Origin of the sequence: Halomonas sp. (assembly GCF_029263665.1) — a bacterium.
GTDB lineage: Bacteria > Pseudomonadota > Gammaproteobacteria > Pseudomonadales > Halomonadaceae > Halomonas.
Window position 1 is genome coordinate 1 of the sequence record NZ_JAJUFQ010000003.1, and the last position, 23337, is coordinate 23337.

General features: G+C 61.2%; 20 protein-coding genes. 16 read left to right on the top strand and 4 right to left on the bottom strand.

The annotated features are described in order from the left end of the window. The 9 genes from Q1K07_RS03350 to cobJ all read left to right on the top strand — a co-directional run. On the top strand, nt 1-699 hold a 699-nt coding region (locus Q1K07_RS03350; RefSeq protein ID WP_300307837.1), incomplete at its 5' end, for a CbtA family protein. Further along, nucleotides 692-2533, top strand: a complete 1842-nt coding sequence (locus Q1K07_RS03355) for an AAA family ATPase (protein WP_300307840.1) — start codon at nt 692-694, stop codon at nt 2531-2533. The genes Q1K07_RS03350 and Q1K07_RS03355, both read left to right, overlap by 8 nt. Further along, nucleotides 2530-3933 carry a cobyrinate a,c-diamide synthase gene (locus Q1K07_RS03360; protein WP_300307842.1) on the top strand — a complete coding sequence of 468 codons (1404 nt, stop codon included), beginning with the start codon at nt 2530-2532 and terminating at the stop codon, nt 3931-3933. The genes Q1K07_RS03355 and Q1K07_RS03360 overlap by 4 nt, the downstream gene beginning before the upstream one ends. Next, a complete protein-coding gene (gene cobW / locus Q1K07_RS03365) occupies nt 3924-5021 on the top strand; it encodes a cobalamin biosynthesis protein CobW (RefSeq protein ID WP_300307845.1) in 1098 nt (365 codons plus the stop codon). Before Q1K07_RS03360 ends, cobW begins: the two co-directional genes overlap by 10 nt. Next, the gene (cobN, locus tag Q1K07_RS03370) at nt 5021-8923 is read left to right on the top strand and encodes a cobaltochelatase subunit CobN (RefSeq protein ID WP_300307848.1); all 3903 of its coding nucleotides are present in this window, start codon (nt 5021-5023) and stop codon (nt 8921-8923) included. The genes cobW and cobN overlap by 1 nt, the downstream gene beginning before the upstream one ends. After that, nucleotides 8913-10091 carry a cobalamin biosynthesis protein CobG gene (locus tag Q1K07_RS03375; RefSeq protein WP_300307851.1) on the top strand — a complete coding sequence of 393 codons (1179 nt, stop codon included), beginning with the start codon at nt 8913-8915 and terminating at the stop codon, nt 10089-10091. The genes cobN and Q1K07_RS03375 overlap by 11 nt, the downstream gene beginning before the upstream one ends. Nucleotides 10092-10112: 21 nt before the next feature. Continuing rightward, a complete protein-coding gene (locus Q1K07_RS03380; protein WP_300307854.1) occupies nt 10113-10745 on the top strand; it encodes a precorrin-8X methylmutase in 633 nt (210 codons plus the stop codon). Further along, nucleotides 10742-11467, top strand: a complete 726-nt coding sequence (gene cobI, locus Q1K07_RS03385; protein WP_300307857.1) for a precorrin-2 C(20)-methyltransferase — start codon at nt 10742-10744, stop codon at nt 11465-11467. The genes Q1K07_RS03380 and cobI overlap by 4 nt, the downstream gene beginning before the upstream one ends. Continuing rightward, nucleotides 11464-12252: a precorrin-3B C(17)-methyltransferase gene (gene cobJ, locus Q1K07_RS03390; RefSeq protein WP_300307860.1), complete on the top strand. Its 789-nt coding sequence runs from the start codon at nt 11464-11466 to the stop codon at nt 12250-12252. The genes cobI and cobJ overlap by 4 nt, the downstream gene beginning before the upstream one ends. Here the strand turns inward: cobJ and Q1K07_RS03395 are convergent. Beyond that, nucleotides 12213-12974, bottom strand: a complete 762-nt coding sequence (locus Q1K07_RS03395) for a cobalt-precorrin-6A reductase (RefSeq protein ID WP_300307863.1) — start codon at nt 12972-12974, stop codon at nt 12213-12215. The genes cobJ and Q1K07_RS03395 overlap by 40 nt on opposite strands. Nucleotide 12975: 1 nt before the next feature. Between Q1K07_RS03395 and cbiE the strand changes: the two genes are divergently transcribed. From cbiE to Q1K07_RS03430, 7 genes are all read left to right on the top strand, one after another. After that, a complete protein-coding gene (gene cbiE, locus Q1K07_RS03400) occupies nt 12976-14205 on the top strand; it encodes a precorrin-6y C5,15-methyltransferase (decarboxylating) subunit CbiE (RefSeq protein ID WP_300308616.1) in 1230 nt (409 codons plus the stop codon). A gap of 25 nt (nt 14206-14230) precedes the next feature. Beyond that, complete coding sequence (locus Q1K07_RS03405) at nt 14231-14608, top strand: cobalamin biosynthesis protein (protein ID WP_300307866.1); 378 nt, start codon at nt 14231-14233, stop codon at nt 14606-14608. Next, nucleotides 14605-15471 carry a precorrin-4 C(11)-methyltransferase gene (gene cobM / locus Q1K07_RS03410; RefSeq protein WP_300307870.1) on the top strand — a complete coding sequence of 289 codons (867 nt, stop codon included), beginning with the start codon at nt 14605-14607 and terminating at the stop codon, nt 15469-15471. The genes Q1K07_RS03405 and cobM overlap by 4 nt, the downstream gene beginning before the upstream one ends. After that, nucleotides 15468-16223: a precorrin-6A synthase (deacetylating) gene (gene cobF / locus Q1K07_RS03415; RefSeq protein ID WP_300307873.1), complete on the top strand. Its 756-nt coding sequence runs from the start codon at nt 15468-15470 to the stop codon at nt 16221-16223. The genes cobM and cobF overlap by 4 nt, the downstream gene beginning before the upstream one ends. Before the next feature lie 114 nt (nt 16224-16337). Then, the gene (locus tag Q1K07_RS03420) at nt 16338-16982 is read left to right on the top strand and encodes a LysE family translocator (RefSeq protein WP_300307876.1); all 645 of its coding nucleotides are present in this window, start codon (nt 16338-16340) and stop codon (nt 16980-16982) included. Between the two features lie 245 nt (nt 16983-17227). Then, nucleotides 17228-18013: a metallophosphoesterase gene (locus Q1K07_RS03425; protein WP_300307881.1), complete on the top strand. Its 786-nt coding sequence runs from the start codon at nt 17228-17230 to the stop codon at nt 18011-18013. Continuing rightward, nucleotides 18010-20403 carry a DNA polymerase II gene (locus tag Q1K07_RS03430; protein ID WP_300307884.1) on the top strand — a complete coding sequence of 798 codons (2394 nt, stop codon included), beginning with the start codon at nt 18010-18012 and terminating at the stop codon, nt 20401-20403. The genes Q1K07_RS03425 and Q1K07_RS03430 overlap by 4 nt, the downstream gene beginning before the upstream one ends. Nucleotides 20404-20456: 53 nt before the next feature. Here the strand turns inward: Q1K07_RS03430 and Q1K07_RS03435 are convergent, their stop codons facing one another. From Q1K07_RS03435 to Q1K07_RS03445, 3 genes are all read right to left on the bottom strand, one after another. Then, a complete protein-coding gene (locus Q1K07_RS03435) occupies nt 20457-21455 on the bottom strand; it encodes a nucleoid-associated protein (protein ID WP_300307887.1) in 999 nt (332 codons plus the stop codon). A gap of 73 nt (nt 21456-21528) precedes the next feature. Then, on the bottom strand, nt 21529-22290 hold the full coding sequence (locus Q1K07_RS03440) for an ABC transporter permease (protein ID WP_300307890.1): 762 nt from the start codon (nt 22288-22290) through the stop codon (nt 21529-21531). Continuing rightward, on the bottom strand, nt 22287-23330 hold the full coding sequence (locus Q1K07_RS03445) for an ABC transporter ATP-binding protein (RefSeq protein WP_300307893.1): 1044 nt from the start codon (nt 23328-23330) through the stop codon (nt 22287-22289). The genes Q1K07_RS03440 and Q1K07_RS03445 overlap by 4 nt, the downstream gene beginning before the upstream one ends. Nucleotides 23331-23337 lie beyond the last annotated feature (7 nt).

A 23337-nucleotide genomic window follows, 5' to 3' on the forward strand; every position in this document is an offset into this window, starting at 1 on the left:
ATGCAGGTGGTGGGCGTCACTCCGATCCTGCTGGCTGCCGAGCAGTATGAAATCGGCAGTGACCATCACGCTGAGGTAGATCTAGACCATTCGCATGAAGTGACCGGCATGGCCGAGCACCATCATGATGAAGAGGCCTGGACGCCTGCTGATGGTGCCGAGCGTTATTTCTATACCGCGGTTTCCAATGTTCTCGCCGGAATCGGTTTCTCCGCCATTCTTTTGGTACTCATGAACCAGCTAAGCGAACGTGGCCGGCTGTCGTTGACGGCGGGACGGGGCCTGCTGGTAGGCGGACTATGCTATCTGGCGATCTTTGTCGCTCCGGCATTGGGGTTGCCTCCGGAAATCCCGGGTGCTGCAGCCGCTGCCCTCGAATCACGCCAGCTATGGTGGATCACCACGGTCGCACTGGCAGCGGCAGCCCTGGGGTGGTTGTTCCTGGCGCGCGGCAGGAAACGCTGGCTGGGGCTGCCCATTCTGCTGCTGCCCTATGTCTGGGTGCCTGCACATGATGGGCCACTGTTCTCTCACCCTGATCCCCAGGCCGTCGTGGCGCTGAGTTCACTGCAGCAGGAATTTATCTGGGTGTCTGGATTTACCAACCTCGTGTTCTGGTTGCTGGCGGGACTGCTGTGTGTCATTGCCCTGCGGCGCCTAGGCAGCACGGCAAGTGTCGATGAGGGTGTTCATGGTTGAGTTTCCCTTTACCGCTGTTGTCGGTCAGGAGGCGTTGAAGACGGCATTGTTGCTCAATGTTATCAACCCTCGTGTGGGTGGGGTGCTGGTCAGTGGTCCACGGGGAAGTGCCAAGTCCACCCTGGCACGTGCGTTGGCCGCGATCCTGCCGGATGACGAGCAGGGGCGCAGGCCTCCGTTTGTCACCTTGCCGCTGGGCGCCAGCGAGGATCGCCTGACCGGTAGCCTGGACCTGCAGCGGGTGCTGTCCGAGCGTGAGGCGACTTTCCATGCCGGGCTGCTGGCCAAGGCTGATGGCGGTGTGTTGTATGTCGATGAAGTCAACCTGTTGCCCGACAGCCTGGTGGATCTGCTGCTCGATGTGGCCGCAAGTGGCATCAATATCGTCGAGCGGGATGGCATCAGCCATACGCACCCCGCTCGTTTCAGTCTGATCGGCACCATGAATCCGGACGAGGGGGAGCTGCGCCCTCAACTGCTTGATCGCTTCGGTCTGTGTCTTGAGCAGGACATGGCAGTGAGCGTGCGAGAACGGATTGCCATCGTCCAACAGCGCGAAGCCTATGAACGTGATCCACGGGCCTATGTGGTGGAGCATGAGCTTGCTCAGTCTGAGCTGACCCAGCGTATTCGTACCGCGCAGGCTGCGCTGGCCGACATCACTGCTGAGGCCTGGGTCTATGAGCATGTCGCTGTGCGCTGTGAGGCTGCGGGGGTCGAAGGCCTGAGGGCGGATGTCACCTGGCACCAGGCGGCCCAGGCCCATGCCGCCTGGCGAGGTGCAGAGGTGGTAGGTCGTGAGGACCTGGACACGGTCGAGCCTTGGGTGCTTGCACACCGCCGAGTGACGACGCCTGATTCAGGCACGCCACCTGCTGACCCCGGATCGTCTTCCAGGGGTTCAGGAGCGTCGGATTCAGGAACGGCGGGCTCAGGAACAGCACACTCAGCGCTACTCGGTCCAGCAACCGCTCTATTGACGGTCGGTCGAGAGTGTGCAAGCGGCAATGGTGAGGCATCGACGGGAAGCGAGCAGGCTCAAGGTCAATGGGGAGCCATGCCTCCCGTGGCGCACGAGAGTGTCAGTGTACCTCCCGTCGCCTTGGCGAGTAACGTGACCGGCAAGCCGAGGAGGCGGTTACTGACGACCCCGTCCCGGGAGCGCAAGTCCCGGCAGGAGATCCACCACAAGGCTCAGCCATCAGGACGCTATTCCTCCCACAACAGGATGCAGCGCGAGGCGAAGTCCCTGAACTGGTTCGCTACCCTGGTCGCCAATCGTGGTCAATGGCCCTGGCAACAGTTGCGCTATCGCAAGCCTCGCAGCGGACAGCAGGTGCTGCATTTCATCCTGCTGGATACTTCGGGCTCCACCTTGGGGCGCCGCCTGCTGGGGCGAGCCAAGGGGCTGGTCGATCAATTGGCCGAGCAGGCCTACCTGGCCCGGGAGCAGATGGTGGTGCACGGCTTCGGCAATGATCGTGTCACTCCCATCCTGCCGCGACGGCGTGCTCCCAAGGACATGCTCCAGCGACTCGATGGCGCAGGAGGGGGTGGCGGCACACCGCTGCGCGAGGCCGTGCTGCAAGCGGCTCGTTTGATTCGCCAATGGCAGCGACAGGATGCAGGTCTGCATGTGCGTACCTACCTGATCACCGATGGTCGTACCCGACAGTCCATGGGGGGGCTGCCGTCACTGGGCGACTGTGTCGTCGTGGATACTGAGCAGTCCCCGGTCAAGCTGGGACGAGGTGTGCTTATCGCCCAGCAACTGAGGGCTCAGTACCAATTATTGCCGACCATGCAGCGATTGACGGACATGGAGTCACGATGAGCGACACGACCTTCACCCCGAATGAGCGTGCGGCCTGTCCTGCCATCTTCATTTCCGCGCCTGCATCAGGGCAGGGCAAGACGACGGTAACGGCAGCACTGGCACGCATGCTGCGCCAGCGGGGCAAGCGGGTCCGGGTGTTCAAGACCGGGCCGGATTACCTGGACCCCCTGGTACTTGCCCAGGCCTCCGGTCAGCCGGTCGAACAGCTCGATCTGTGGATGGCGGGCGAGGCGTATTGCCGGCAACGGTTGCATGAGGCCGCATGCGAGGCGGACCTCATCGTAGTGGAAGGTGCCATGGGGCTGTTCGATGGCGAGCCATCGAGTGCCGACCTTGCCGTGTTGTTCGACCTGCCCATGGTCATCGTCATGGACGTCAAGGGCATGGCACAGACCGCTGCGGCTCTGGTGGCCGGAATGGCCGGGTTCCGTGATGACCTGCGTATTGCCGGGATGATTGCCAATGCCTGTGGTTCGCCGCGTCACAGGGAGCTGATCGAAGCCGCATTGCCAGTCTCTGTTCCGCTGCTGGCGGCAGTGGAACGCAATGCGGACCTGGCCCTGCCTGAGCGGCATCTGGGGCTGGTCCAGGCCGAGGAGATTCGCGACGACCTTGAAGAGCGCTTCGAGCTGGGCGCCAAGGTGCTGCTGGCCGAAGGCCTGGCCGATACATTGGAGCAACTGCCTCCCGTCAGCTTCGATGCGGTGCCTGAGTCTCAGGTCGTGGCGTTGTCATCACAGCAGTTGTCATCACTGAATGGTCAGCGCATCGCGATTGCCCGGGATACCGCGTTCAGCTTCATCTACCAGGCCAATGTGGATCTGTTGGAACGCATGGGGGCGACGGTGGATTTCTTCTCGCCATTGCATGATGCGCACATGCCGTCATGCGATGCGCTATGGCTGCCTGGCGGCTATCCCGAGTTGCATGCTGCTCAATTGGCGGCGAATACCACCATGCTGGATGACATCCGCCGCTTTTTCGCTGCGGACAAGCCCATCCTCGCGGAATGCGGTGGTCTGCTCTATTGCCTGGAAACCCTCACCGACTATGACGACCAGACCCACACCATGCTGGGGCTGTTGCCTGGATATGGCGCCATGCGCGGACGACGGGGTTGCCAGGGCATGCAGACGGCGGTCCTGCCCGAAGGCGACATCAAAGGGCATGCGCATCACCGTTCGGTGGCAGAGGGCACGCCTGAGCCAATCGCTCACGGACGACGCCAGCGTCACCCTGCTCCCGGGGAAGCCATCTATCGCCTGCGTGGTTTGACAGCGTCCTATCTGCACCTGTTCTTCCCTGACAACCCAGCCGCTGTTGCTCGCCTGCTGATGGGCGATGCCACGGAAAGGCGTTACGACATCGAGACTGAGGAGACCAACGGATGCGACTGAACAAGATCCCTGCCACGGTAGTGACCGGCTTCCTGGGGAGTGGCAAGACCACACTGCTGGCCAGCATTCTGCGCCAGGTCAGCGGCAAGCGCATTGCCGTCATCGTCAATGAATTCGGCGAGCAGGATATCGACTCCAACCTGCTACGCAGCTGTGCCCAGGGATGTGAAGAAGAGCAGGTTCAACAAGGCGCCGACAGCGGTATTTACGAGCTGGCCAATGGCTGTATCTGCTGCACAGTGGAGGAAGAGTTTCTGCCCGTGATGCAGAAACTCGTGGCCCGCCGTGATGACATTGACCACATCCTCATCGAAACCAGTGGACTGGCGCTGCCCAAGCCCTTGGTGCAGGCATTCAACTGGCCGGAGATCCGCCAGCATTGCACCGTCGATGCGATCATTACCGTGGTGGACGGGCCGGCGGTTGCCGCTGGCCGCTATGCGAGCGATGTCGACAAGGTCGAGGCTCAGCGGCAGGCTGATGAAAACCTGGACCACGACCCAAGCCTGCGCGAACTCCTGGATGATCAGTTGAGTGCCGCGGACCTGGTGCTGGTCAGCAAGACCGATCTGCTTGGCGCCGAAGAAAAAGAGCGAGTCGAGGCCCTGGTGCGTGCTCGAGTCCCCGCAGCGGTCAAGACCCTGTTCGTGGATCAGTCCCTGGCCACGGACACCGCCCAGCTGGAGGCGCTGATGGGTATCGGTGCGGCGAGCGAAGAGGGCATCGATCGCATCGACAACCATCATGACCGCCATCATGCCGAAGGGGCGCACCACGACCATGCCCATGATCACTTTGACTCCTGCGTGATCCGGCTGGGCGAAGTCGATGGCGCCGTCCTGGCAGACACACTGCAGCAGTTGTTGAAGCGGCATGAGATCTATCGTGCCAAGGGCTTTGCCGCCCTTCCAGGAAAGCCCATGCGCCAGGTAATCCAGGCCGTGGGTGAGCGTCTGGAGGGATACTTCGACCGCCTGTGGGGGCAGGATGAAGCGCGGCTCACTCAGCTTGTCATCATCGGCAGGGAACTGAACCGTGATGCGTTGCAGGCAGCCCTGTCCCGCGCCGAGATGGCGGCGGCCGACTGATGCATCTGTTTGCCGCCAAGCCGGGCGGCTTTGTCGATGACGAGGGCATCGTCGACCTGCAGCAGAGTCCGGCAGACATCGTCATCCTGTCAGCCGCCGACAGCAGCCTGTCGGCCCTGGCGCAGGCAGTCGATCATCTCGGTGATCACTATCCGGCGGTGCGGCTGGCCAATTGGATGAACCTGGTCAAGCCGGCAGCCTACGATCTGTATGAGGATCGTGTACTGGACAAGGCCCGTGTGGTGATCGTCTCGCTGCTGGGAGGCAGTGGCTACTGGCGATACGGCCATGAGCGCTTGCTGGCCTGGGCGGCGCGTGACCAGGGGCGTCAGTTGATCCTGGTGCCTGGCTGTGATGCCCCCGACGATGCCTTGCTGGATGATTCCAGCGTGCCTTTCGAACTGGCCCATGGCGTCTGGCGTTATCTGCGCGAAGGCGGCGTGGACAATGCCGAGCAGCTGCTCCGCCGTATTGGTGCACAGTGCCTGGGACTGGCCCTCGAATGGCATGAGCCAAGGGCCATTCCTGCCGCCGTGCTTTATGCACCGCAGAAGAACAAGCTTTATGCAGCGCAGCAACAAGAGCCTCATGCAGCGCAGGCGACAGGGCCCGGACACAGGGGCGGTCGACACGAAGCGAGCCTGGCGGAGTGGCAAGCACAGAGAACTCCTGGACGTCCGGTCTGTCTGCTGGTGTTCTATCGCAGCCACCTGCAGGGTGCCAATACCGCTGTGCTGGATGGCCTGATCGAAGCGCTGCAGCATCAGGGCATCGAGCCGCTGGCCGTCGCGGTGGCCTCGCTGAAGGAGGCATCCTGCGTGGCCTTCATCAACCATCTTCTCGAGCAGACCGGCACCACCCTGATCGTCAATACCACGGGTTTTGCGGTCAACCGCAACTCGGCTGACGAGGTGCCGGGGGATACGGCACCAGGTGATCTTTTCGTCGGACGGCCAGTGGTGCTGCAGGCCATCCTGTCGAGCAGCAGTGAAGATGACTGGCAGTCCATGGCCGCGGGTTTGCGCAGTCGCGATGTCGCCATGCAGGTGGTGCTGCCGGAGATGGATGGGCGCATCATCACCCGGGCGGTGGGCTTCAAGGCTGAAGCTCACTATAGCGAGCGCTGCCAGACGGCGGTGATCCGGCATGTTCTGCACCCCGAACGAGCGGCCTTCGTCGCCCGGCTGGCTCGCCGCTTCTGTGAGCTGCGACGGACGCCGAACCAGGCCAAGCGCCTGGCGCTGGTACTGGCCAATTACCCCAATCGTGATGGTCGTATCGGCAACGGGGTGGGCCTCGACACACCAGCATCGACGCTGCAGATTCTGCGGGCACTGCATGCGGCAGGCTATCCGGTGAGCGACATTCCCCAGGATGGGGATGCGTTGATCGAGCTGTTGCAGGGCGTCATCACCAATGACCATCGCATGCTGGACCAGCGCGGCTGCTGGCAGAGTCTTGCGCTCGACGACTACCTGGCCTGGTTCCGGACCTTGCCGGACGCCGCTCAGGAAGCCGTATGGCAGCGCTGGGGAGCGCCTGAAGATGACCCCAAGTGCCGCCATGGGCGGCTGATGATTGCCGGGGTTCGCCTGGGCGAAACCTTCGTTGGCATTCAGCCGGAGCGGGACTTCATCGATGACCTGACACAGAGCTATCACGATACGCAGCTGGTACCGCCGCACAGTTATCTGGCGTTCTATGTCTGGCTGCGCGAGCACTATCGAGTGGATGCCGTCGTGCATGTCGGCAAGCACGGCAACCTGGAATGGCTACCGGGCAAGAGTACCGCCCTGAGCGCCACCTGCTGGCCGGATATCGCGCTGGGGCCGGTGCCGCATTTCTATCCCTTCATCGTCAACGACCCGGGCGAGGGTGCCCAGGCCAAGCGCCGCAGTCAGGCCGTCATCATCGATCACCTGATGCCGCCGCTGGCTCGCGCCGAGCTGTATGGAGCCATGGCGGAACTGGAATCACTGAGCGACGAATATTACCAGGCCCTGGGCATGGATCCGCAGCGCGAGAACCTGCTGCGTGAACGCATTCTGCAACACTTGCGCGACACCGGTATCGACCAGGAACTGGCACACAAGGTAGATAGCACGGACGACGTGCAACTGCTCAATGAGCTGGACACTTATCTGTGCGACATCAAGGAAGCCCAGATTCGTCATGGCTTGCACATATTGGGTACGCTGCCGCCACGCGAAAAGCTGCCCGGTACCCTGGTCGCCATTCTGCGCCTGCCGCGTGGAGAAGGGACTGTCGAGAGGGGCCTGTTGCACAATCTGGCTGACGATCTGGGCTTGCTTGAGGATGGAGGTCGGCAGTTCGATCCGCTGGTGGCAGGCAACGAGACCTGGATGGGCCCGAAGCCTCAGGTTCTGGCTGAACTGAGTCCTTCTACCTGGCGCAGTGCTGCGGATACCCGCGAGCGCCTGGAGCTGCTGGCTCATCGGCTGGTGGCGGCCTATGTGGTGGAGCCGGGGTGCCTGGATACGCTGGCGGTTGATTATCCCGCCACTGCTGAGCAATGCCGTCATGCCCGAGAAACATGGTGGGTGGCCATGCAGCAGGGGGCCAAGATGGAGATTCAATCCCTGCTGGATGGACTGGAAGGGTATTTTGTTCCTCCCGGGCCAAGCGGTGCCCCCAGCCGCGGGCGCCTGGATGTTCTGCCCACCGGACGCAATTTCTTCAGCGTGGATAATCGTTCTATCCCGTCGCCGGCGGCCTGGTCGCTGGGCGAGAAATCGGCCCAGGCATTCGTCGAGCGGTTTCTGCAGGACAACGGCGACTATCCGCGCCGGCTGGGGCTGTCGATCTGGGGAACCGCCACCATGCGTACGGGAGGCGATGACATTGCCCAGGCATTGGCCCTGATGGGGGTGCGTCCGGTGTGGTCGATGGGCTCTCGGCGGGTCATCGATGTCGAGGTGATCCCGGCCATGCTGCTGCAGCGTCCTCGGGTGGATGTCACTTTACGGGTATCCGGGTTCTTCCGTGATGCCTTTCCCAATGTCATTCGCCTGTTTGATGCCGCGGTACAGGCGGTAGCCCGATACGAAGAGCCCGGCAACGCCAATACCATTCGCCAGGCCGTTCTGGCGCGTCGCCAGCAACTTGAGCACCAGGGCATGGCGCGCGATATCGCCGAACGTGAAGCCAGTTACCGGGTATTCGGCAGCAAGCCTGGAGAATACGGGACAGGACTGAACCGCCTGATCGACAATCGCGCCTGGGATGACGCCGATGACCTGGCGCAGGCCTACCTCAAGGCCGGGGCCTATGCCTATGGTCAGTCCGGCGAGGAGGGTGTCGTCGCCCGGGAAGCGCTGGAACAGCAGCTCAAGGGGCTGGAGGCCGTGCTGCACAATCAGGACAACCGCGAACACGATATCCTCGACTCGAACAACTATTACGCCTTTCAGGGTGGCATGGCCAATGCCAGCCGTTTTCTCGGTTCGGGTCAGCCGCTCATCTATCACGCCGATCATGCCAACCCGGCTCATCCGAAGATCCGCACGCTCAAGCAGGAGCTTGCCCGGGTGATGCGTTCCCGTGTGCTCAATCCCAAGTGGATCCATGCCATGCGCGAGCATGGCTACAAAGGAGCCGCGGAGATGGCGGCCACGGTGGATTACCTGTTTGCCTACGATGCCACCACCAATCTGATCGAGGACTACCAGTACGCGCAGGTCACCGACGCACTGGTGCTGGATCCCGACAACCAGCAGTTCCTGCGTGCACACAATGCTGCGGCAATGGAAGAAATGGCTGAACGCTTGCTGGAAGCTGCCCAGCGTGGGTTATGGCAAGACCCCGAGCAACGTGACCTGGCGCTGCAGGACCTGTTGCTCGAGATGGATGAAAGCAGGGAGGCGGGTACGCATGAGCGTTGAGCAGCCGCGCATCAAGGGCTGGTGCCCAGGAGCATGGCGGCCGATGCCGACCGGCGATGGGCTGCTGGTGCGCATACGTCCCCCGTTCGGCCAATTGACGCGTACCCAGATGCTGGCGCTGTGTGAGGCAGCGGAGCGCTTCGGCAGTGGGCTGATAGAGCTCACCAATCGGGCCAACCTGCAACTGCGGGGGGTATCCGAAGCGGTCTGGCGCAGTTTGATGGCGTTTCTTGTCGAGCATGAGCTGATTGATCCGGATCCCCATGGCGAACGTCATCCGCCCTTGCTGTTGGCACCGGATTGGCAGGCCGGTGATGCGACACATGAAGTGGCTCGACTGTTGTCCGCGCGTCGTGATGAGTTGCCGGAGTTGCCAGGCAAGATAGGCTTTGCCATCGATGCCAGCGGTTTCCCGCTGCTGAGCGATGTCTCGGCGGATTTTCGGCTTGAACAGAGCGCAACGGGAGCGTTGCTGGTGCGGGCCGATGGGCATGCCTTGGGTACGCCGATGGCCTCGGCCGACGCCGCGGTTGAGCAACTGATTCGCCTGGCGCACTGGTTCGTCGAGAGTGGCGGGCGGGATGCTGGGCGCATGTGCCGGCATGATGTGCCATTACCCTCCTGGGCGTTGGCAACACAGGCACCGGCCAAGGCTCGCGCCAGCTTGGCCCTGGGCAGCCTGACGCTGGAAAAGCGAGCTGTGGAAAAACAGACGCAGGGAATGTTGCTGGGACTGCCGTTCGGACGGGTCGCAGCCAGTGTGTTACGCAGTGCGCTTGAGCCTGAGTCCGTTACCAGCGTACGCGTGACGCCATGGCGTCGTCTGCTGATCATCGGTGCCCCCGCCATTCCTGTTGCTGGCTTGCTGCACGATAACCGGGATCCTCGCTTGTCGATGGATGTATGTCCGGGGGCTCCATATTGCGAGCAGGCCAGTGTCGCAACCCTGGGCCTGGCCGAAGGTGTCAGCAGCCTGGTTCGGGGCTCGCTGCATGTGTCCGGGTGTTCCAAGGGGTGTGCCCGTTGTCAGGCGGCCGAGGTAAGCCTGGTCGGGCGTTCTGGTCGTTACGACGTGGTCTTGAATGGTCGTGCAGACAGTACACCTGACATGACCGGCCTCAGCGAATCCGACGTTATTGCTTATTTGAAGAATCGACTCGAATTTTAAGAACTTACATGAAGAGGATGGATGATGCCCCACGTCTATGAAACAGATGGACCGGCGATCTACCAAGAGTCTTTCGCCACCATTCGACGTGAGTCCGAACTGGAACGCTTCGCAGCAGAAGAAGAGCCGGTGGCGGTACGCATGATCCATGCCAGTGGGCTGGTGGAGCTGGCTGCACACATTCACTTTCGTGGCGATGTGGTGAACAGGGCGCGGCAGGCACTGGAACAGGGCGCGCCGATTCTGTGTGATGCGCGCATGGTATCGGAAGGCATCACGCGCAAGCGCCTGCCGCAGGACAATGCCATTGTCTGCACGCTGCACGATGAACGCGTGCCCAGCCTGGCCCAGGAAATGGCCAACACGCGCTCTGCGGCTGCCGTGGAGCTGTGGCGGCCTTATATGGAGGGCGCGGTCGTGGCGATAGGCAATGCGCCGACGGCGTTGTTCCATCTGCTCAACATGCTGGAAGACCCGCAGTGCCCTCGTCCTGCTGCCATTATCGGTTGTCCGGTCGGTTTCGTCGGCGCGGCTGAATCCAAGCAGGCGTTGTGGGAGAGCGCATCACTGGCATGTTGCATTGTCGAAGGGCGGCTCGGCGGCAGCGCAGTGACGGTAGCCGCGATCAATGCCATGGCGGACCGAAGCGAATGACACAGGGAACCATATACGGGGTTGGCCTTGGACCCGGCAGCCAGGACCTGATGAGCGTGAGGGCGGACCGCCTGATTCGCCAGGCCTCTCATGTCGCCTACTTCCGCAAGAAAGGCCGGGCGGGCCACGCGCGCAGCATTGTCGAAGGCCTGCTGGCAGAAGGTGCTGTCGAACTACCGATGGAATATCCGGTCACCACCGAAATCCCCTTCGACGACCCGCGCTATAACGAGCTGCTGGCGGCTTTCTATGCTCGCAGCGTGGCGCAGCTGATCGAGATTGCCGATGCAGGGCGTGATGTGGTGGTGTTGTGTGAAGGCGATCCCTTCTTCTATGGCTCATTCATGCACTTGTACACGCGCTTGCAGGGGCGGGTGGCGTTGTCGGTGGTACCTGGCATCACCGGCATGTCCGCAGCCTGGACCGCATCCGGCCGACCGGTGACCTGGGGCGATGATGTACTGACCGTAGCGATGGGCACATTGCCGGAAGATGCTCTGGTTGAGCGCATTGCCCAGACCGATGCCCTGGTGGTGATGAAGATCGGGCGCCAACTGGACAAGCTCCGGCGGGCATTGTCACGGGCCGGGCGAGAGAATGAAGCCTGGTTGATCGAGTATGCCGCCATGCCCCAGGAACGGGTGGTGCCATTCACTGAAGTCAGCGGCAGCGTGCCGTATTTCTCCATTCTGCTGATCCATGGCAATGGGAGAAGACCATGAGTGGCTGGCTGAAGATTGTCGGGTTGGGGCCGGGTGCCGAGACGATGGTCACGCCAGAAGTGTCTGCCGTACTGGCGCAGGCCACCGATGTCGTGGGCTATGTGCCGTATGTCGAGCGGGTGCCGGCGCGATCAGGACTGGTGCGTCACGGCTCGGATAATCGTGAAGAGATCCGGCGGGCAGAACATGCCTTGCAGATGGCCGCCGACGGCCACCGGGTTGTGGTCGTCTCTTCGGGCGATCCGGGGGTGTTCGCCATGGCGGCGGCAGTGTTCGAGGCCCTGGAGAGCTTGGTGGCAGAAACTCCAGAATGGCGAGCGCTGGATATTCAGGTACTGCCGGGTATTTCCGCCATGCTGGCTGCCAGTGCTCGGGTAGGGGCGCCGCTGGGACACGACTTCTGCTGCATCAACCTGTCCGACAACCTGAAGCCCTGGGCCTTGATCGAAAAGCGGCTGCGTCTGGCTGCCGAGGCGGATTTTGCCATGGCATTCTACAACCCGCGCTCCAAGGCCCGGCCAGAAGGGTTTGGACGCACCCTGGAGGTATTGCGCGAAGCCTGTGGTGCACAGCGATGGATCGTGTTTGCCCGGGCAGTATCCACCTCCGAGGAGCGCATTCGAGTCACGACGCTCGGTGAGGCCACGCCGGATATGGCCGACATGCGCACGTTGGTGATTGTCGGTTCCAGCCTGACGCGCTGTATCCCGCGCGCAGGAGACTCGCTGGTTTATACGCCGCGTTTTTATGCTCCCAGCTCGGACCCGTCAGGGACAGTGTCATGAGCAAGCCAGGCCAGGACGCTGTCAACGTCGTGGACTTCCTGCCGCTGTGGCGGCGAGTGACGTTCGACCATCACCACCGGCAGCCCCAGTTGACGGGCGGCGATGAGCTTGGACATGGATCCTTCTCCGCCGGAGTTCTTGCACACCAGGCATTCAATGCGGTGTTCCCGCAGCAGTTGCAGGTCGTTGTCGAGCGTGAAAGGGCCGCGGTCAACGATCACGCGGTGATGGGGCAGCGGAGGTGGCGTACTGGGTTCATCGACCAGCCTGAGCAGATAGTGGTGCTGAGGCTGAGAGGCAAAGCTGGCGAGGTGCATGCGGCCAATGGCCAGCAGTATTCGCCGGGAAGGGCCTGCCAGAGCGTCGACCGCGGCCTCGATGCTGGCAACATGATGCCAGCGGTCGCCGGGCCCCGGCTGCCAGGGTGGACGAGTCAACGCCATGCAGGGAATGCCACTGAGGCTGGCTGCCGCGACGGCATGCTGGCTCATCTGAGCGGCGAAGGGATGGGTGGCATCGACCAGGTGAGTGATGCGCTGCTCCGCCAGAAAAGCCGCCAGGCCATCGACGCCACCGAATCCGCCGATGCGGGTCGGCAAGGGTTGCACCTTGGGTGCTGCCACGCGTCCGGCATAGCTGAACAGCGCAGGAATGGAGCGCTCGGCCAAGGCGTTGGCCAGGGCACTGGCTTCAGTGGTTCCCCCCAGAATCAGGACTTTCATGATGGCTGACGTTGATAACGCTCCCTGGCTGACCTTTCTCGGTTGGGGCGAGGGTGGCACAGAGGGGCTGACTCCAGCAAGCCGGTATGTGCTGGAAAGTGCTGATGTGATCTACGGGGCGCGTCGCCATCTGCGCCTGTTGCCGCCGCTGGATGCCGAGGTACGTGAATGGCCGGTGCCTTTTGCCGACGGTATTCCGCTTTTATTGGCTGAGCGAGCATTGGCCGAACGCGAACACAAGCACAAGGTCGTGATGCTGGTGTCTGGAGACCCGTTCTGGTTTGGTGCTGGCTCGACCCTGCAACGTCATCTGCGTGCTGAAGAGTGGCAAGCGATACCACAACCTTCCACTTTCAGCCTGGCGGCAGCCCGGCTGGGCTGGCCGCTGGAACGCTGCTCATGCCTGGGGCTGCATGCCAGGCCGCTGACGCGAATTCGGCCATACCTGCATCGCGGGCGCCGTTTGCTGGTGCTGTTGAGAGATGCCGAGGCGGTGGCCGAACTGGCTGCCTTGCTGGTGCGCCTTGGCTTCGGGGCCTCACAGTTGCACATATTGGAAGCACTGGGTGGAGACAGTGAACGGCTACGTTGCGTGCGGGCAGACGCCACCTTGCTGGATGACATGGCGTATCCGCTGGCGGTGGGCTTGAGTGTGGATGGCGACGGTTTGGCCATACCGCTGACACCCGGCCTGCCGGATGCCCTGTTCGAACATGATGGCCAGATCACCAAGCACACGGTGCGTGCCATGACACTGGCTGCGCTGGCTCCGGTTCCGGGGGAGCGGCTGTGGGATATCGGCACGGGGTCCGGATCGGTTGCCATCGAGTGGTTGCTGGCGCATCCGCATAATCAGGCGGTGGCATTCGAGTGCGATGAACAACGTGCTGCCAGGGCGCGGCGCAATGCCGAGATGTTGGGCGTCGACTGGCTCGACGTCGTCGAAGGGCGCGCCCCGGAAGTGCTGGACGATCAGCCTCTGCCAGATGCGGTATTCATCGGAGGAGGGCTATCGCAAGCGTTGCTAGAAACGCTGTGGCAGAGATTGCCACTTGGCACCCGCCTGGTGGCCAATGCGGTTACCCTGGAGTCGGAATCCTTGCTGGCTCATTGGCAGCAGCAGGTGGGAGGTGAACTCCAGCGTCTGGAGCTGGCATCTGCAGTGGCGCTTGGCACACGCCGAGGCTGGAAAGCCAGCTTTCCCATCGTGCAGTGGCGGATAACGCGATGACAGTGTGGGGGAGGCGGTAACGATAATGGACAACCTGATACTGGTGGCAGGTTTTGGCTTTCGCCAGAGGGCGCTGCTGACATCGCTGGGCGAGGTGCTGGACAGGCTTGAAGCACAATTCGGTGCTGTCGATCGCCTGGCAGTGGCCCACAGCATGTGCTCGCTGGTCCAGCAGTTGGGGCATGAACGTGGCATCGAGGTGTTGAAAGTCTCGGATGCCGTCCTGCCGACGATCACGACAGTCACGCGTTCCACGCATAGCCTGAAGGCGCGGGGAACAGGCAGTGTCGCCGAGGCCGTGGCGCTGGTGGCAGCGGGGTGCGGCGGGCAATTGCTTGGCTCGCGCTTGATTTCGGTAGACCGCATGGCGACGGCTGCGGTGGCCAGAGGAGTTGTAGCATGACAGTACATTTCATCGGTGCCGGCCCTGGTGCTCCGGACCTGCTGACATTGCGCGGGCGGGACCTCATCGCCGCGTGCCCGGTATGCCTTTACGCCGGGTCGCTGGTGCCTGAACAGATACTCGAACATTGTCCGCAAGGTGCTCGCGTCATCAATACGGCCCCCTTGTCCCTGGACGAGATCATCGCAGAGATGCGTCGTGCACATGCCGCCGGCCTGGATGTAGCTCGACTGCATTCCGGCGACTTGTCTGTATGGTCGGCCACGGGTGAGCAACTGCGTCGGCTGCGTGAACTGGATATCCCCTATACGCTGACGCCGGGAGTACCATCGTTTGCCGCCGCTGCAGCAGCGCTGGGTCAGGAATTGACGTTGCCTGGGGTCGCGCAGTCCGTTGTCCTGACCCGAACCTCGGGACGCGCCAGCCCGATGCCCGACGGTGAAACACTGGCCAACTTTGCCAGAACCGGCACTACCTTGGCCATTCACCTCTCCATCCACAACCTTGCCCGGCTGGTGGAGGAGCTTTTGCCGTTCTATGGCGCGGATTGCCCGGTTGCCATCGTGTGGCGGGCCAGTTGGCCTGATCAGCGTATCGTGCACGGACGCCTGGCGAGTGTGGCATCCCAGGTGGACGAGGCCATGCAGAGAACAGCGCTGATTCTGGTCGGGCCGGTGCTGGAAAGTGAAGACTTCCAGGAAAGCTGTCTGTATGCGATCGGCTATGACCGCCGCTTCCGTCCGCAGTCTGCCGATTCCCCCTTTGCCACGCCCGCTGCCGGTGAAGGGGAAATCGGGGAGGGTGAGCATGGGAAAAGCGGGTTCGGGAATGTCGGGTTCGGGCAAGGAGAAAGAGCCACATGATCCAGCTTTCCCTGATCGGTATCGGTACCGGCAACCCTGATCATGTCACCCTGGCTGCAGTACGGGCGCTCAATGCCGCGGATGTTGTCCTGCTGCCGCGCAAGGGCGAGGCCAAATCGGACCTGGTGGACCTGCGCCGTCTGTTATGCCGAAACCTGGTGACGGACCCATCGCGCACCCGGATCGTGGAGTTCGATCTGCCAAGGCGCAATACACAGGCTGAGTACCTGGATGCGGTGGATGCCTGGCATGCTGCGATTGCCGATGTCTGGGCGGAACTGATGGATCGGTATCTGCCCGAAGGCGGCCAGGTCGGCATGCTGGTGTGGGGCGATCCGTCGCTCTATGACAGCAGCCTGCGTATTGCAGGAAGATTGAGTGCCGCCGGGCGAGAGGTCGAGGTAAAGGTGGTGCCGGGCATCACCAGCCTGCAAGTGCTCACGGCAGAACACCGAATCCCCCTCAATGCACTCGCCGAGCCGATACAGATCACCACCGGGCGTCGCCTGCGCGAGCGAGGCTGGCCTGACGATGCGGCCACGGTCGCCGTCATGCTCGACAGCGGGGGAGCGTTTGAAACGCTGCCAACTGAAGGCCTGTATATCTGGTGGGGTGCCTACTTGGGCATGAGCAAGCAGAGTCTGATCGATGGCCAACTGGCCGATGTCGGTCCATTGATCACCGAATGCCGGGCGGCCCTGCGCGAACAGCATGGCTGGATCATGGATATCTATTTATTGAGGAAATACTGATTGTTGGGGGAAATACTGGGCTTGTCCGCGGAGCTGGATTTTGCTGTGCCGCAGCTATAATCTGAAATACCTCGTCTGTCCCTTCCTCGTTCTTCACTATCCGCAGGCACGACAATGCTCGACTACTCCTTGGCGCACTGGACCACCTTTCTGATTGCAGCCACCTTGCTCAATCTGTCACCCGGGCCGGATATGGCATTTATCCTTGGTCAGACGGCGAAGCATGGGCGACGTGGTGGTTTCGCCGCCATGTTCGGTGTGTGGAGCGGTGCCGGGGTGCATGTGTTGATGGCGGCGCTTGGCCTGTCGGCGATTCTGGCGACATCCGCCACGGCCTTTTCCATTGTCAAATGGGTGGGGGCTGCATATCTGGTATGGCTGGGTATTCAGGCGCTGCGAGCGCGCCCTGCTGCCGAGGGGCAGGAGCAACAGGCATTGCCGGTATTGCGTCCGGCCAATATCTATCGCCAGGGCATCCTGATCTCGTTGCTCAACCCCAAGGTGGCGATCTTCTTTCTGGCCTTCCTGCCTCAGTTCGTGGTGCCCGGGGCTGGCCCTGTCAGCTTGCAACTGGCGTTACATGGCTTCCTGATCATCGCGGTGGCTGCGGTGATTGAACCGCCTCTGGTGATAGCGGGCGCACGCCTGGTGGGAGCGCTGAAAGGTAACCAGCGCCTGGGGCTGTGGTGTGAACGAGGTCTCGGAGCCTTGTTCGTCGCCTTGGGCGTGAAGCTGGCCATGAGTAGCCGTGCTGTCTGACGGCAGCTTGGTCCGAGCGGTCATGTAATGGCATGAGCCATGTAATAGCAGGGAAAGCGAAGCCACTCTATAATTGAGCACTGTATGTATAGCCAGGTGATGGCCGGCAGTGCCTCTAGATCTTCACGCGTGGCCAGATGTTTCAAACGTGGCCGGATTTTCAAGCATGAACGAGTGCTGAGCGCCGCTGTAATCCCATCCCTGATCCAAGGAAACGAGCAGGGATAGCAAAAGCGGAGATGGCCATGCGCCTAAGAATACTGTCTGATCTGCATCTGGAGCACTTCGGTGGGGATCGGGAGCTGCCTGATGTCGAGGCGGATGTGGTGGTGCTGGCGGGTGATATTCATGTTGGTCTGGCGGGCCTGGACTGGGCTGCGCAGCGCTTTCCGCGACAGCCGATCATCTATGTACCAGGCAACCATGAATTCTATCGCCATCGCATGACGTCTCTGCGAGCCGAAATGCGCGAACATGCGGCACGCTTGGGTATCCATCTGCTTGATAACGAGAGCGTCGATATCGACGGAGTGCGTTTTCTCGGTACGACACTATGGACCAATTTTGCGCTCTATGATGAGCGCCCGCAGCAGCAGCGCGATGAGATCCCTGCTGGGACGCTTTCCGCAGCATTACGCTTGATGCCGGATTTTGCCATCGTCGAACAGCCGGATGGTGAAGTGTACTCGCCAGAAGAAAGCGTGCGCTTGCATCAGCAGGCATTGAGCTGGCTGAACGGGCGTCTGGCGGAACCCTTCAACGGGCCACGGGTGGTGATCAGTCACCATGCACCATTGGCGGCCTGTATTCCCGAGCGTTACCAGGGGGATGAGCTGTCGCCGGCCTTTGCCTCGGACTTGGGCCGCCTGATGGGCGCGGCAACCTTGTGGCTGCATGGCCATGTGCACGACCCGGTGGATATCGAGGTGGCGGGTACTCGAGTGCTGGCGAATCCCGGTGGCTATCCCGACGAGTTCGATCCGCCCGTGTTCATTCCGGATCTGGTCGTCGAGGTGGGAGGCCTCGAGTGACTGTTCCACGTCAGGGATTCGTATTGACGCGGCATTGGCAGGACACGCCACAAGGCACTAGCGTCGAGCTGTGGCTGGCTACCGATGACGGGCCTGTTCGGGTACGTCTGCCAGCACAGACTTCGGTAACCTTTGTGCCTGCAGACAAGCGTGCCGTGGTGGCGTCGCTGCTGGCGGATGGCGGTGGATTTCCTGATGTCCGGCTGGGTGAATTGCAGCTCAAGGATTTCCATCAGCGTCCGGTGGTGGGGTTGTACTGCGCGCATTATCGCCAGTTGATGCAGCTGGAAAGGCGCCTGCATGAACGGGGCGTGACCTGTTACGAGGCCGATATTCGTCCACCGGAGCGCTACCTGATGGAGCGCTTCATCACCGCGCCGGTCTGGGTGGTCGGGGAAGCGGATGGCAACGGCGGGCTTCATCACGCGCGTTTGCGTCCGGCTCCGCAATATCGCCCCGCATTGACGACGGTATCGCTGGATATCGAGACCAGCGCCAGGGGCGAGCTGTATTCCATCGCCCTGGAAGGTGTCGGGCAGCGCCAGGTCTATATGCTGGCAACCACTGAGCAGCCACCGCCTGGGGACGACATCGACTTTGCGCTGGAATACTGCTCCAGCCCCGGGATGATGCTCGAAAGGCTCAATGCCTGGTTCGGGGAGCATGATCCGGATGCCATCATTGGCTGGAATCTGGTGCAGTTCGATCTACGGATTCTGCGCGAACATGCCTTGCAACTCGGCATTCCTCTGCGCCTGGGGCGTGATGGCGCGGAGCTGGAGTGGCGTGCTCATGGCAATCGTGAAGGCTATTACTTTGCTGAGGCTGCGGGGCGCTTGATCATCGATGGCATCGAGGCGCTACGTTCGGCAACCTGGCATTTTCCTTCGTTCAGCCTGGAAAGCGTGGCACAGGAATTGCTGGGCGAAGGCAAGAATATCGACAACCCCTACCAGCGTCTGGCGGAAATCCAGCGCATGTTCGAGGAAGACAAGCCCGCACTGGCCCGTTACAACCTGCATGACTGCGAGCTGGTGACGCGCATCTTCGGCAAGGCTGAATTGATGGACTTCCTTCTCGAGCGTGCGACGGTCACCGGGCTGCCAGTGGATCGTAGTGGGGGTTCAGTCGCTGCTTTCACCCATCTCTACCTGCCCCAGATGCATCGTCTTGGCCTGGTCGCACCCAATCTTGGCGATGGGCTGGAAGGTGAAAGCCCTGGCGGCTTCGTCATGGATTCGCGTCCTGGGCTCTACGATTCGGTGTTGGTACTCGATTTCAAGAGTCTTTATCCCTCGATCATACGCAGTTTCCTGATCGATCCTGTGGGGCTGGTGGAAGGCCTGGCGGACAGCAATGAAGAGGCTGCGGTGGATGGCTTCAGAGGGGCGCGCTTTTCGCGCTCCCGGCATGCGCTCCCGGCTATCGTGGAGCGTGTCTGGCAAGGGCGGGAGCAAGCCAAGGCGGATGGCAACGGGCCCCTGTCCCAGGCATTGAAGATCATCATGAACAGCTTCTACGGTGTACTCGGCTCCAAGGGCTGTCGTTTCTTCGACTCGCGGCTGGCATCTTCCATCACCTGTCGGGGGCATGAAATCATGCAGCAGACCCGAGCGCTGATCGAAAGTGAAGGGTATACGGTGATCTACGGAGATACCGACTCCACCTTCGTATGGCTGGGCCAGGCTCATGAAGAAGAGGAGGCGGCAACCATAGGCCAAGCGCTGGTGACACGGGTCAACCAGTGGTGGCGTGAGCACCTGAAACAGGAATTTGGCCTGGATAGCGTGCTGGAACTGCAGTTCGAGACGCATTACCGCCGTTTTCTGATGCCGAGAATCCGTGGCTCAGAGTCCGGCAGCAAGAAACGCTATGCGGGCCTTGTCCAGGCTGCCGAGGGTGAGCGAGTGGTGTTCAAGGGCATGGAAACGGTGCGTACCGACTGGACGCCGCTGGCCCAGGAGTTCCAGCGAGAGCTCTATCGGCGCATCTTCGTCGGTGAGCCCTATCGGGATTATGTACGCCAGTACGTGCGCGATCATCTGACTGGCCCGTTGGCGCAAGACAGCGAAGAACATCTGGTCTATCGCAAGCGCTTGCGCCGCAAGCTGGAGGAGTATCAGCGCAATGTGCCGCCTCATGTTCGCGCAGCACGGCTGGCCGATGCAGAAAATCAGCGTCTCGGACGTCCGAGACGCTATCAGAGCGGGGGCTGGATCAGTTATGTGATCACCCTGGCAGGCCCCGAGCCGTTGGAAGCCCGTCAGTCACCCATTGATACCGATCATTACCTCACTCGTCAGTTGCAGCCAGTGGCTGATGCCATCCTGCCTTTCGTCGGCGACGACTTCAGCTCTCTGATCGATCGGCAATTGGCCTTGTTTGAATAGGGAAAATGCTGATGTATTCAGCGTTTCCTTAGGGGGAAGTTAGACCTGTTGCATCACTTGCTCTGGAGCTGTTCCTTGAGCTTGTTGGGCAGCTTCTTGATGATCAGTCGATCACGTTCTTCGTCGTATTCGATGCTGTTACCGAGCAAATGGGAGTCAAAGCTGATCGATACACCTTCCGCGCGTCCGGTGAAGCGCCGGAACTGGCTGAGAGTACGCTTGTCCGGTGGAATTTCCGGGGACAGGCCGTAGTCGGCATTGCGAATGTGCTCATAGAAGGCCTTGGGCTGCTTGTCATCGACCAGGGCTGACAGTTCTTCCAGGGTGATGGGTTCGCCACGGCTGGCCTGATCGCTGGCATAGTCGATCAGTGCATCGGTCTTTTCGCGAGAGGCCTGTTCTTCCAGATCTTCCTTTTCGACGAAGTCGCTGAATGCTTTGAGCAGTGTGCGTGTTTCGCTCTTGGGATCGACGCCATCGCTGATACCGAGCAGCGCCTGCATGTCATCAGCGAGTTTCTGGCCGCCACGATCGGCGAGCAGAGAAAGATATTGGCTGGAAGGTCCTCCCTGTTGCCATTGGCTTAGATTGATACGCAGGGCCAATGACATCTGGGTGTGGTTGATCTGGCCGCTGATGGCCACCTGTTGGTCATTACCGATGACGAAGCCATCCCGATGGTGAACCAGTACCAGAAACAGGCTGCGGGTTTCGCCTTGTTGCTGGTCGGCCAGGATCAGGTGGCCTCCCGTGGGGAGATGATCGTCTACCAGCCCGGTCAGACGCTGGCCAAGCTGGTTGGCCAGCGCCACCAGGCCCAGCGAGCCTTCTACATAGGCAGCCAGTTCGGCGGGAAAAGGACTTTCGCTGTCGCTCGGTTCGACAAGGCGTCCCCAGCGCTTGGATTTGCCGTGGTAGGCGTCCGATAGCCGTGTGATCAGACCATCAAGCGCATCGCTTTGCGGATGTGGCTCGGAGGCGCTGACCAGGCGGGCAGAGCTGTCGCTATCGGCCTTGTCCAGGCGCTGGATGACACAGGCGGCAATGGGCATGGGGGCTTCTTATCCTGAACTCAATCAATAAGGGCGGGGTCATCGAATACGATGCGGCTGCCGATGATAGCACTCAAGGCTTGAGTCGATAACCACTGCGGAAGATGGCCTGAATTATCAGCAGGGCCAGCAACATGAACAGGACGATCATCAGCAGGCTGATCCAGATGCTGACATCACCCTGGCCGTAGAAACTCCAGCGGAAGCCTGACACGAGATAGACCACTGGGTTGAACAGCGTCACGACCTGCCATGTCGGGGGCAGCATGTCGATGGAGTAGAAGGTGCCGCCGAGAAAGGTCAGCGGAGTGATGATCAGCAGTGGCACCAACTGCAATTTCTCGAAGCCATCGGCCCAGATGCCGATGATGAAGCCAAGCAGGCTGAACGTCAGGGCCGTCAGCACCAGGAACAGCAGCATGACGGCTGGGTGCTGGATACTGAATGGTACGAACAGGCTGGCGGTGGCCAGTACGATCAGCCCCAGCACGATGGACTTGGTCGCGGCGGCAGTCACGAAGCCCAGCACGATTTCCAGCGGTGAAATAGGGGCCGAAAGAATCTCATAGATGGATCCGGTGAAGCGGGGAAAGAAAATGCCGAAGGAGGCATTGCTCACGCTTTGGGTCAGCAGCATGAGCATGATCAGGCCGGGAACGATGAAGGCGCCGTAGGGTACGCCTTCCACCTGAGTGATACGGGTGCCGATCGCGGAGCCAAAGACAACGAAATACAGCGATGTCGATACCACTGGCGAGACGATGCTCTGCAGTACCGTACGCAGGCTGCGAGCCATTTCAGCGACATAGATCGTCTTGATCGAAGTGACGTTCATTCCTTGCGCTCCTGCACCAGGCTGACAAAGATCTCTTCCAGAGAACTCTGTCGGGTATAGAGGTCCTTGACGCCGACACCGGCATTGTCGAGCCCGGCCAGTAGCTTGGCGATGCCGCTTTGTCCTTCAACGTCGTGTCCTTGACGACCATGGCCATCCATCTCGGGGCTATCGCCATCGTGGTTCTCGCTGTCACTCGCGGTGCTGGCATCGTCGTAGGTATATACCAGGGCGTGGCCATCATCGGCCAAGGTCAGCCCGAAGCGAGTCAGGGACTCGGGGACTTCATCGAGCGGTTGGCGCAGCTGCAGGGTAAGTTCCTTGCGTCCAAGGCTGCGCATCAAGGCGTGCTTTTCTTCCACCAACACCAGTTCGCCGGACCGGATGACACCGATGCGGTCGGCCATTTCTTCAGCTTCTTCAATGTAATGTGTGGTGAGAATGATGGTGACACCATTATCTCTCAGTCCGCGTACCACTTCCCACATGTCGCGGCGCAGCTCGACGTCAACACCGGCGGTAGGCTCATCGAGGAACAGGATGTCAGGCTCGTGAGCCAGTGCCTTGGCGATCAACACCCGGCGCTTCATGCCCCCGGACAAGGTGATCAGGCGATTCTTGCGCTTGTCCCATAAGCTCAGCGAGCGTAGCACCTGCTCGATGTGGGCAGGGTTGCGGGGTTTTCCGAACAGGCCGCGACTGAAGCTGACGCTATCCCATACCGTGGAAAAGGCCTCATTGGTCAGTTCCTGCGGGACAAGACCGATATAGGAGCGAGCGGCACGAAAGTCGCTGATGATGTCATGACCGGCTACCCGGACATGGCCAGAAGATGGGTTGACCAGACCGCAGATGATGCTGATCAGCGTGGTCTTTCCTGCCCCATTGGGTCCGAGCAGGGCAAAGATTTCACCACGGCGAATGTCCAGGTCAATGCTCTTGAGCGCTGTGAAGCCTCCACCATAGGTCTTGGTGAGTCCCTGGATCTCGATCACTGGCGCTTGCCGTGCCTCCTGCATGGGTGACTCCTTGAATGTCATGATATTG

Bases quoted from the DNA above. Each gene is read 5' to 3' on its own strand.
- Q1K07_RS03355 (WP_300307840.1), top strand. From the start codon at position 692: ATGGTTGAGTTTCCCTTTACCGCTGTTGTCGGTCAGGAGGCGTTGAAG.
- Q1K07_RS03360 (WP_300307842.1), top strand. From the start codon at position 2,530: ATGAGCGACACGACCTTCACCCCGAATGAGCGTGCGGCCTGTCCTGCC.
- cobW (WP_300307845.1), top strand. From the start codon at position 3,924: ATGCGACTGAACAAGATCCCTGCCACGGTAGTGACCGGCTTCCTGGGG.
- cobN (WP_300307848.1), top strand. From the start codon at position 5,021: ATGCATCTGTTTGCCGCCAAGCCGGGCGGCTTTGTCGATGACGAGGGC.
- Q1K07_RS03375 (WP_300307851.1), top strand. From the start codon at position 8,913: ATGAGCGTTGAGCAGCCGCGCATCAAGGGCTGGTGCCCAGGAGCATGG.
- Q1K07_RS03380 (WP_300307854.1), top strand. From the start codon at position 10,113: ATGATGCCCCACGTCTATGAAACAGATGGACCGGCGATCTACCAAGAG.
- cobI (WP_300307857.1), top strand. From the start codon at position 10,742: ATGACACAGGGAACCATATACGGGGTTGGCCTTGGACCCGGCAGCCAG.
- cobJ (WP_300307860.1), top strand. From the start codon at position 11,464: ATGAGTGGCTGGCTGAAGATTGTCGGGTTGGGGCCGGGTGCCGAGACG.
- Q1K07_RS03395 (WP_300307863.1), bottom strand. From the start codon at position 12,974: ATGAAAGTCCTGATTCTGGGGGGAACCACTGAAGCCAGTGCCCTGGCC.
- cbiE (WP_300308616.1), top strand. From the start codon at position 12,976: ATGGCTGACGTTGATAACGCTCCCTGGCTGACCTTTCTCGGTTGGGGC.
- Q1K07_RS03405 (WP_300307866.1), top strand. From the start codon at position 14,231: ATGGACAACCTGATACTGGTGGCAGGTTTTGGCTTTCGCCAGAGGGCG.
- cobM (WP_300307870.1), top strand. From the start codon at position 14,605: ATGACAGTACATTTCATCGGTGCCGGCCCTGGTGCTCCGGACCTGCTG.
- cobF (WP_300307873.1), top strand. From the start codon at position 15,468: ATGATCCAGCTTTCCCTGATCGGTATCGGTACCGGCAACCCTGATCAT.
- Q1K07_RS03420 (WP_300307876.1), top strand. From the start codon at position 16,338: ATGCTCGACTACTCCTTGGCGCACTGGACCACCTTTCTGATTGCAGCC.
- Q1K07_RS03425 (WP_300307881.1), top strand. From the start codon at position 17,228: ATGCGCCTAAGAATACTGTCTGATCTGCATCTGGAGCACTTCGGTGGG.
- Q1K07_RS03435 (WP_300307887.1), bottom strand. From the start codon at position 21,455: ATGCCCATTGCCGCCTGTGTCATCCAGCGCCTGGACAAGGCCGATAGC.
- Q1K07_RS03440 (WP_300307890.1), bottom strand. From the start codon at position 22,290: ATGAACGTCACTTCGATCAAGACGATCTATGTCGCTGAAATGGCTCGC.
- Q1K07_RS03445 (WP_300307893.1), bottom strand. From the start codon at position 23,330: ATGACATTCAAGGAGTCACCCATGCAGGAGGCACGGCAAGCGCCAGTG.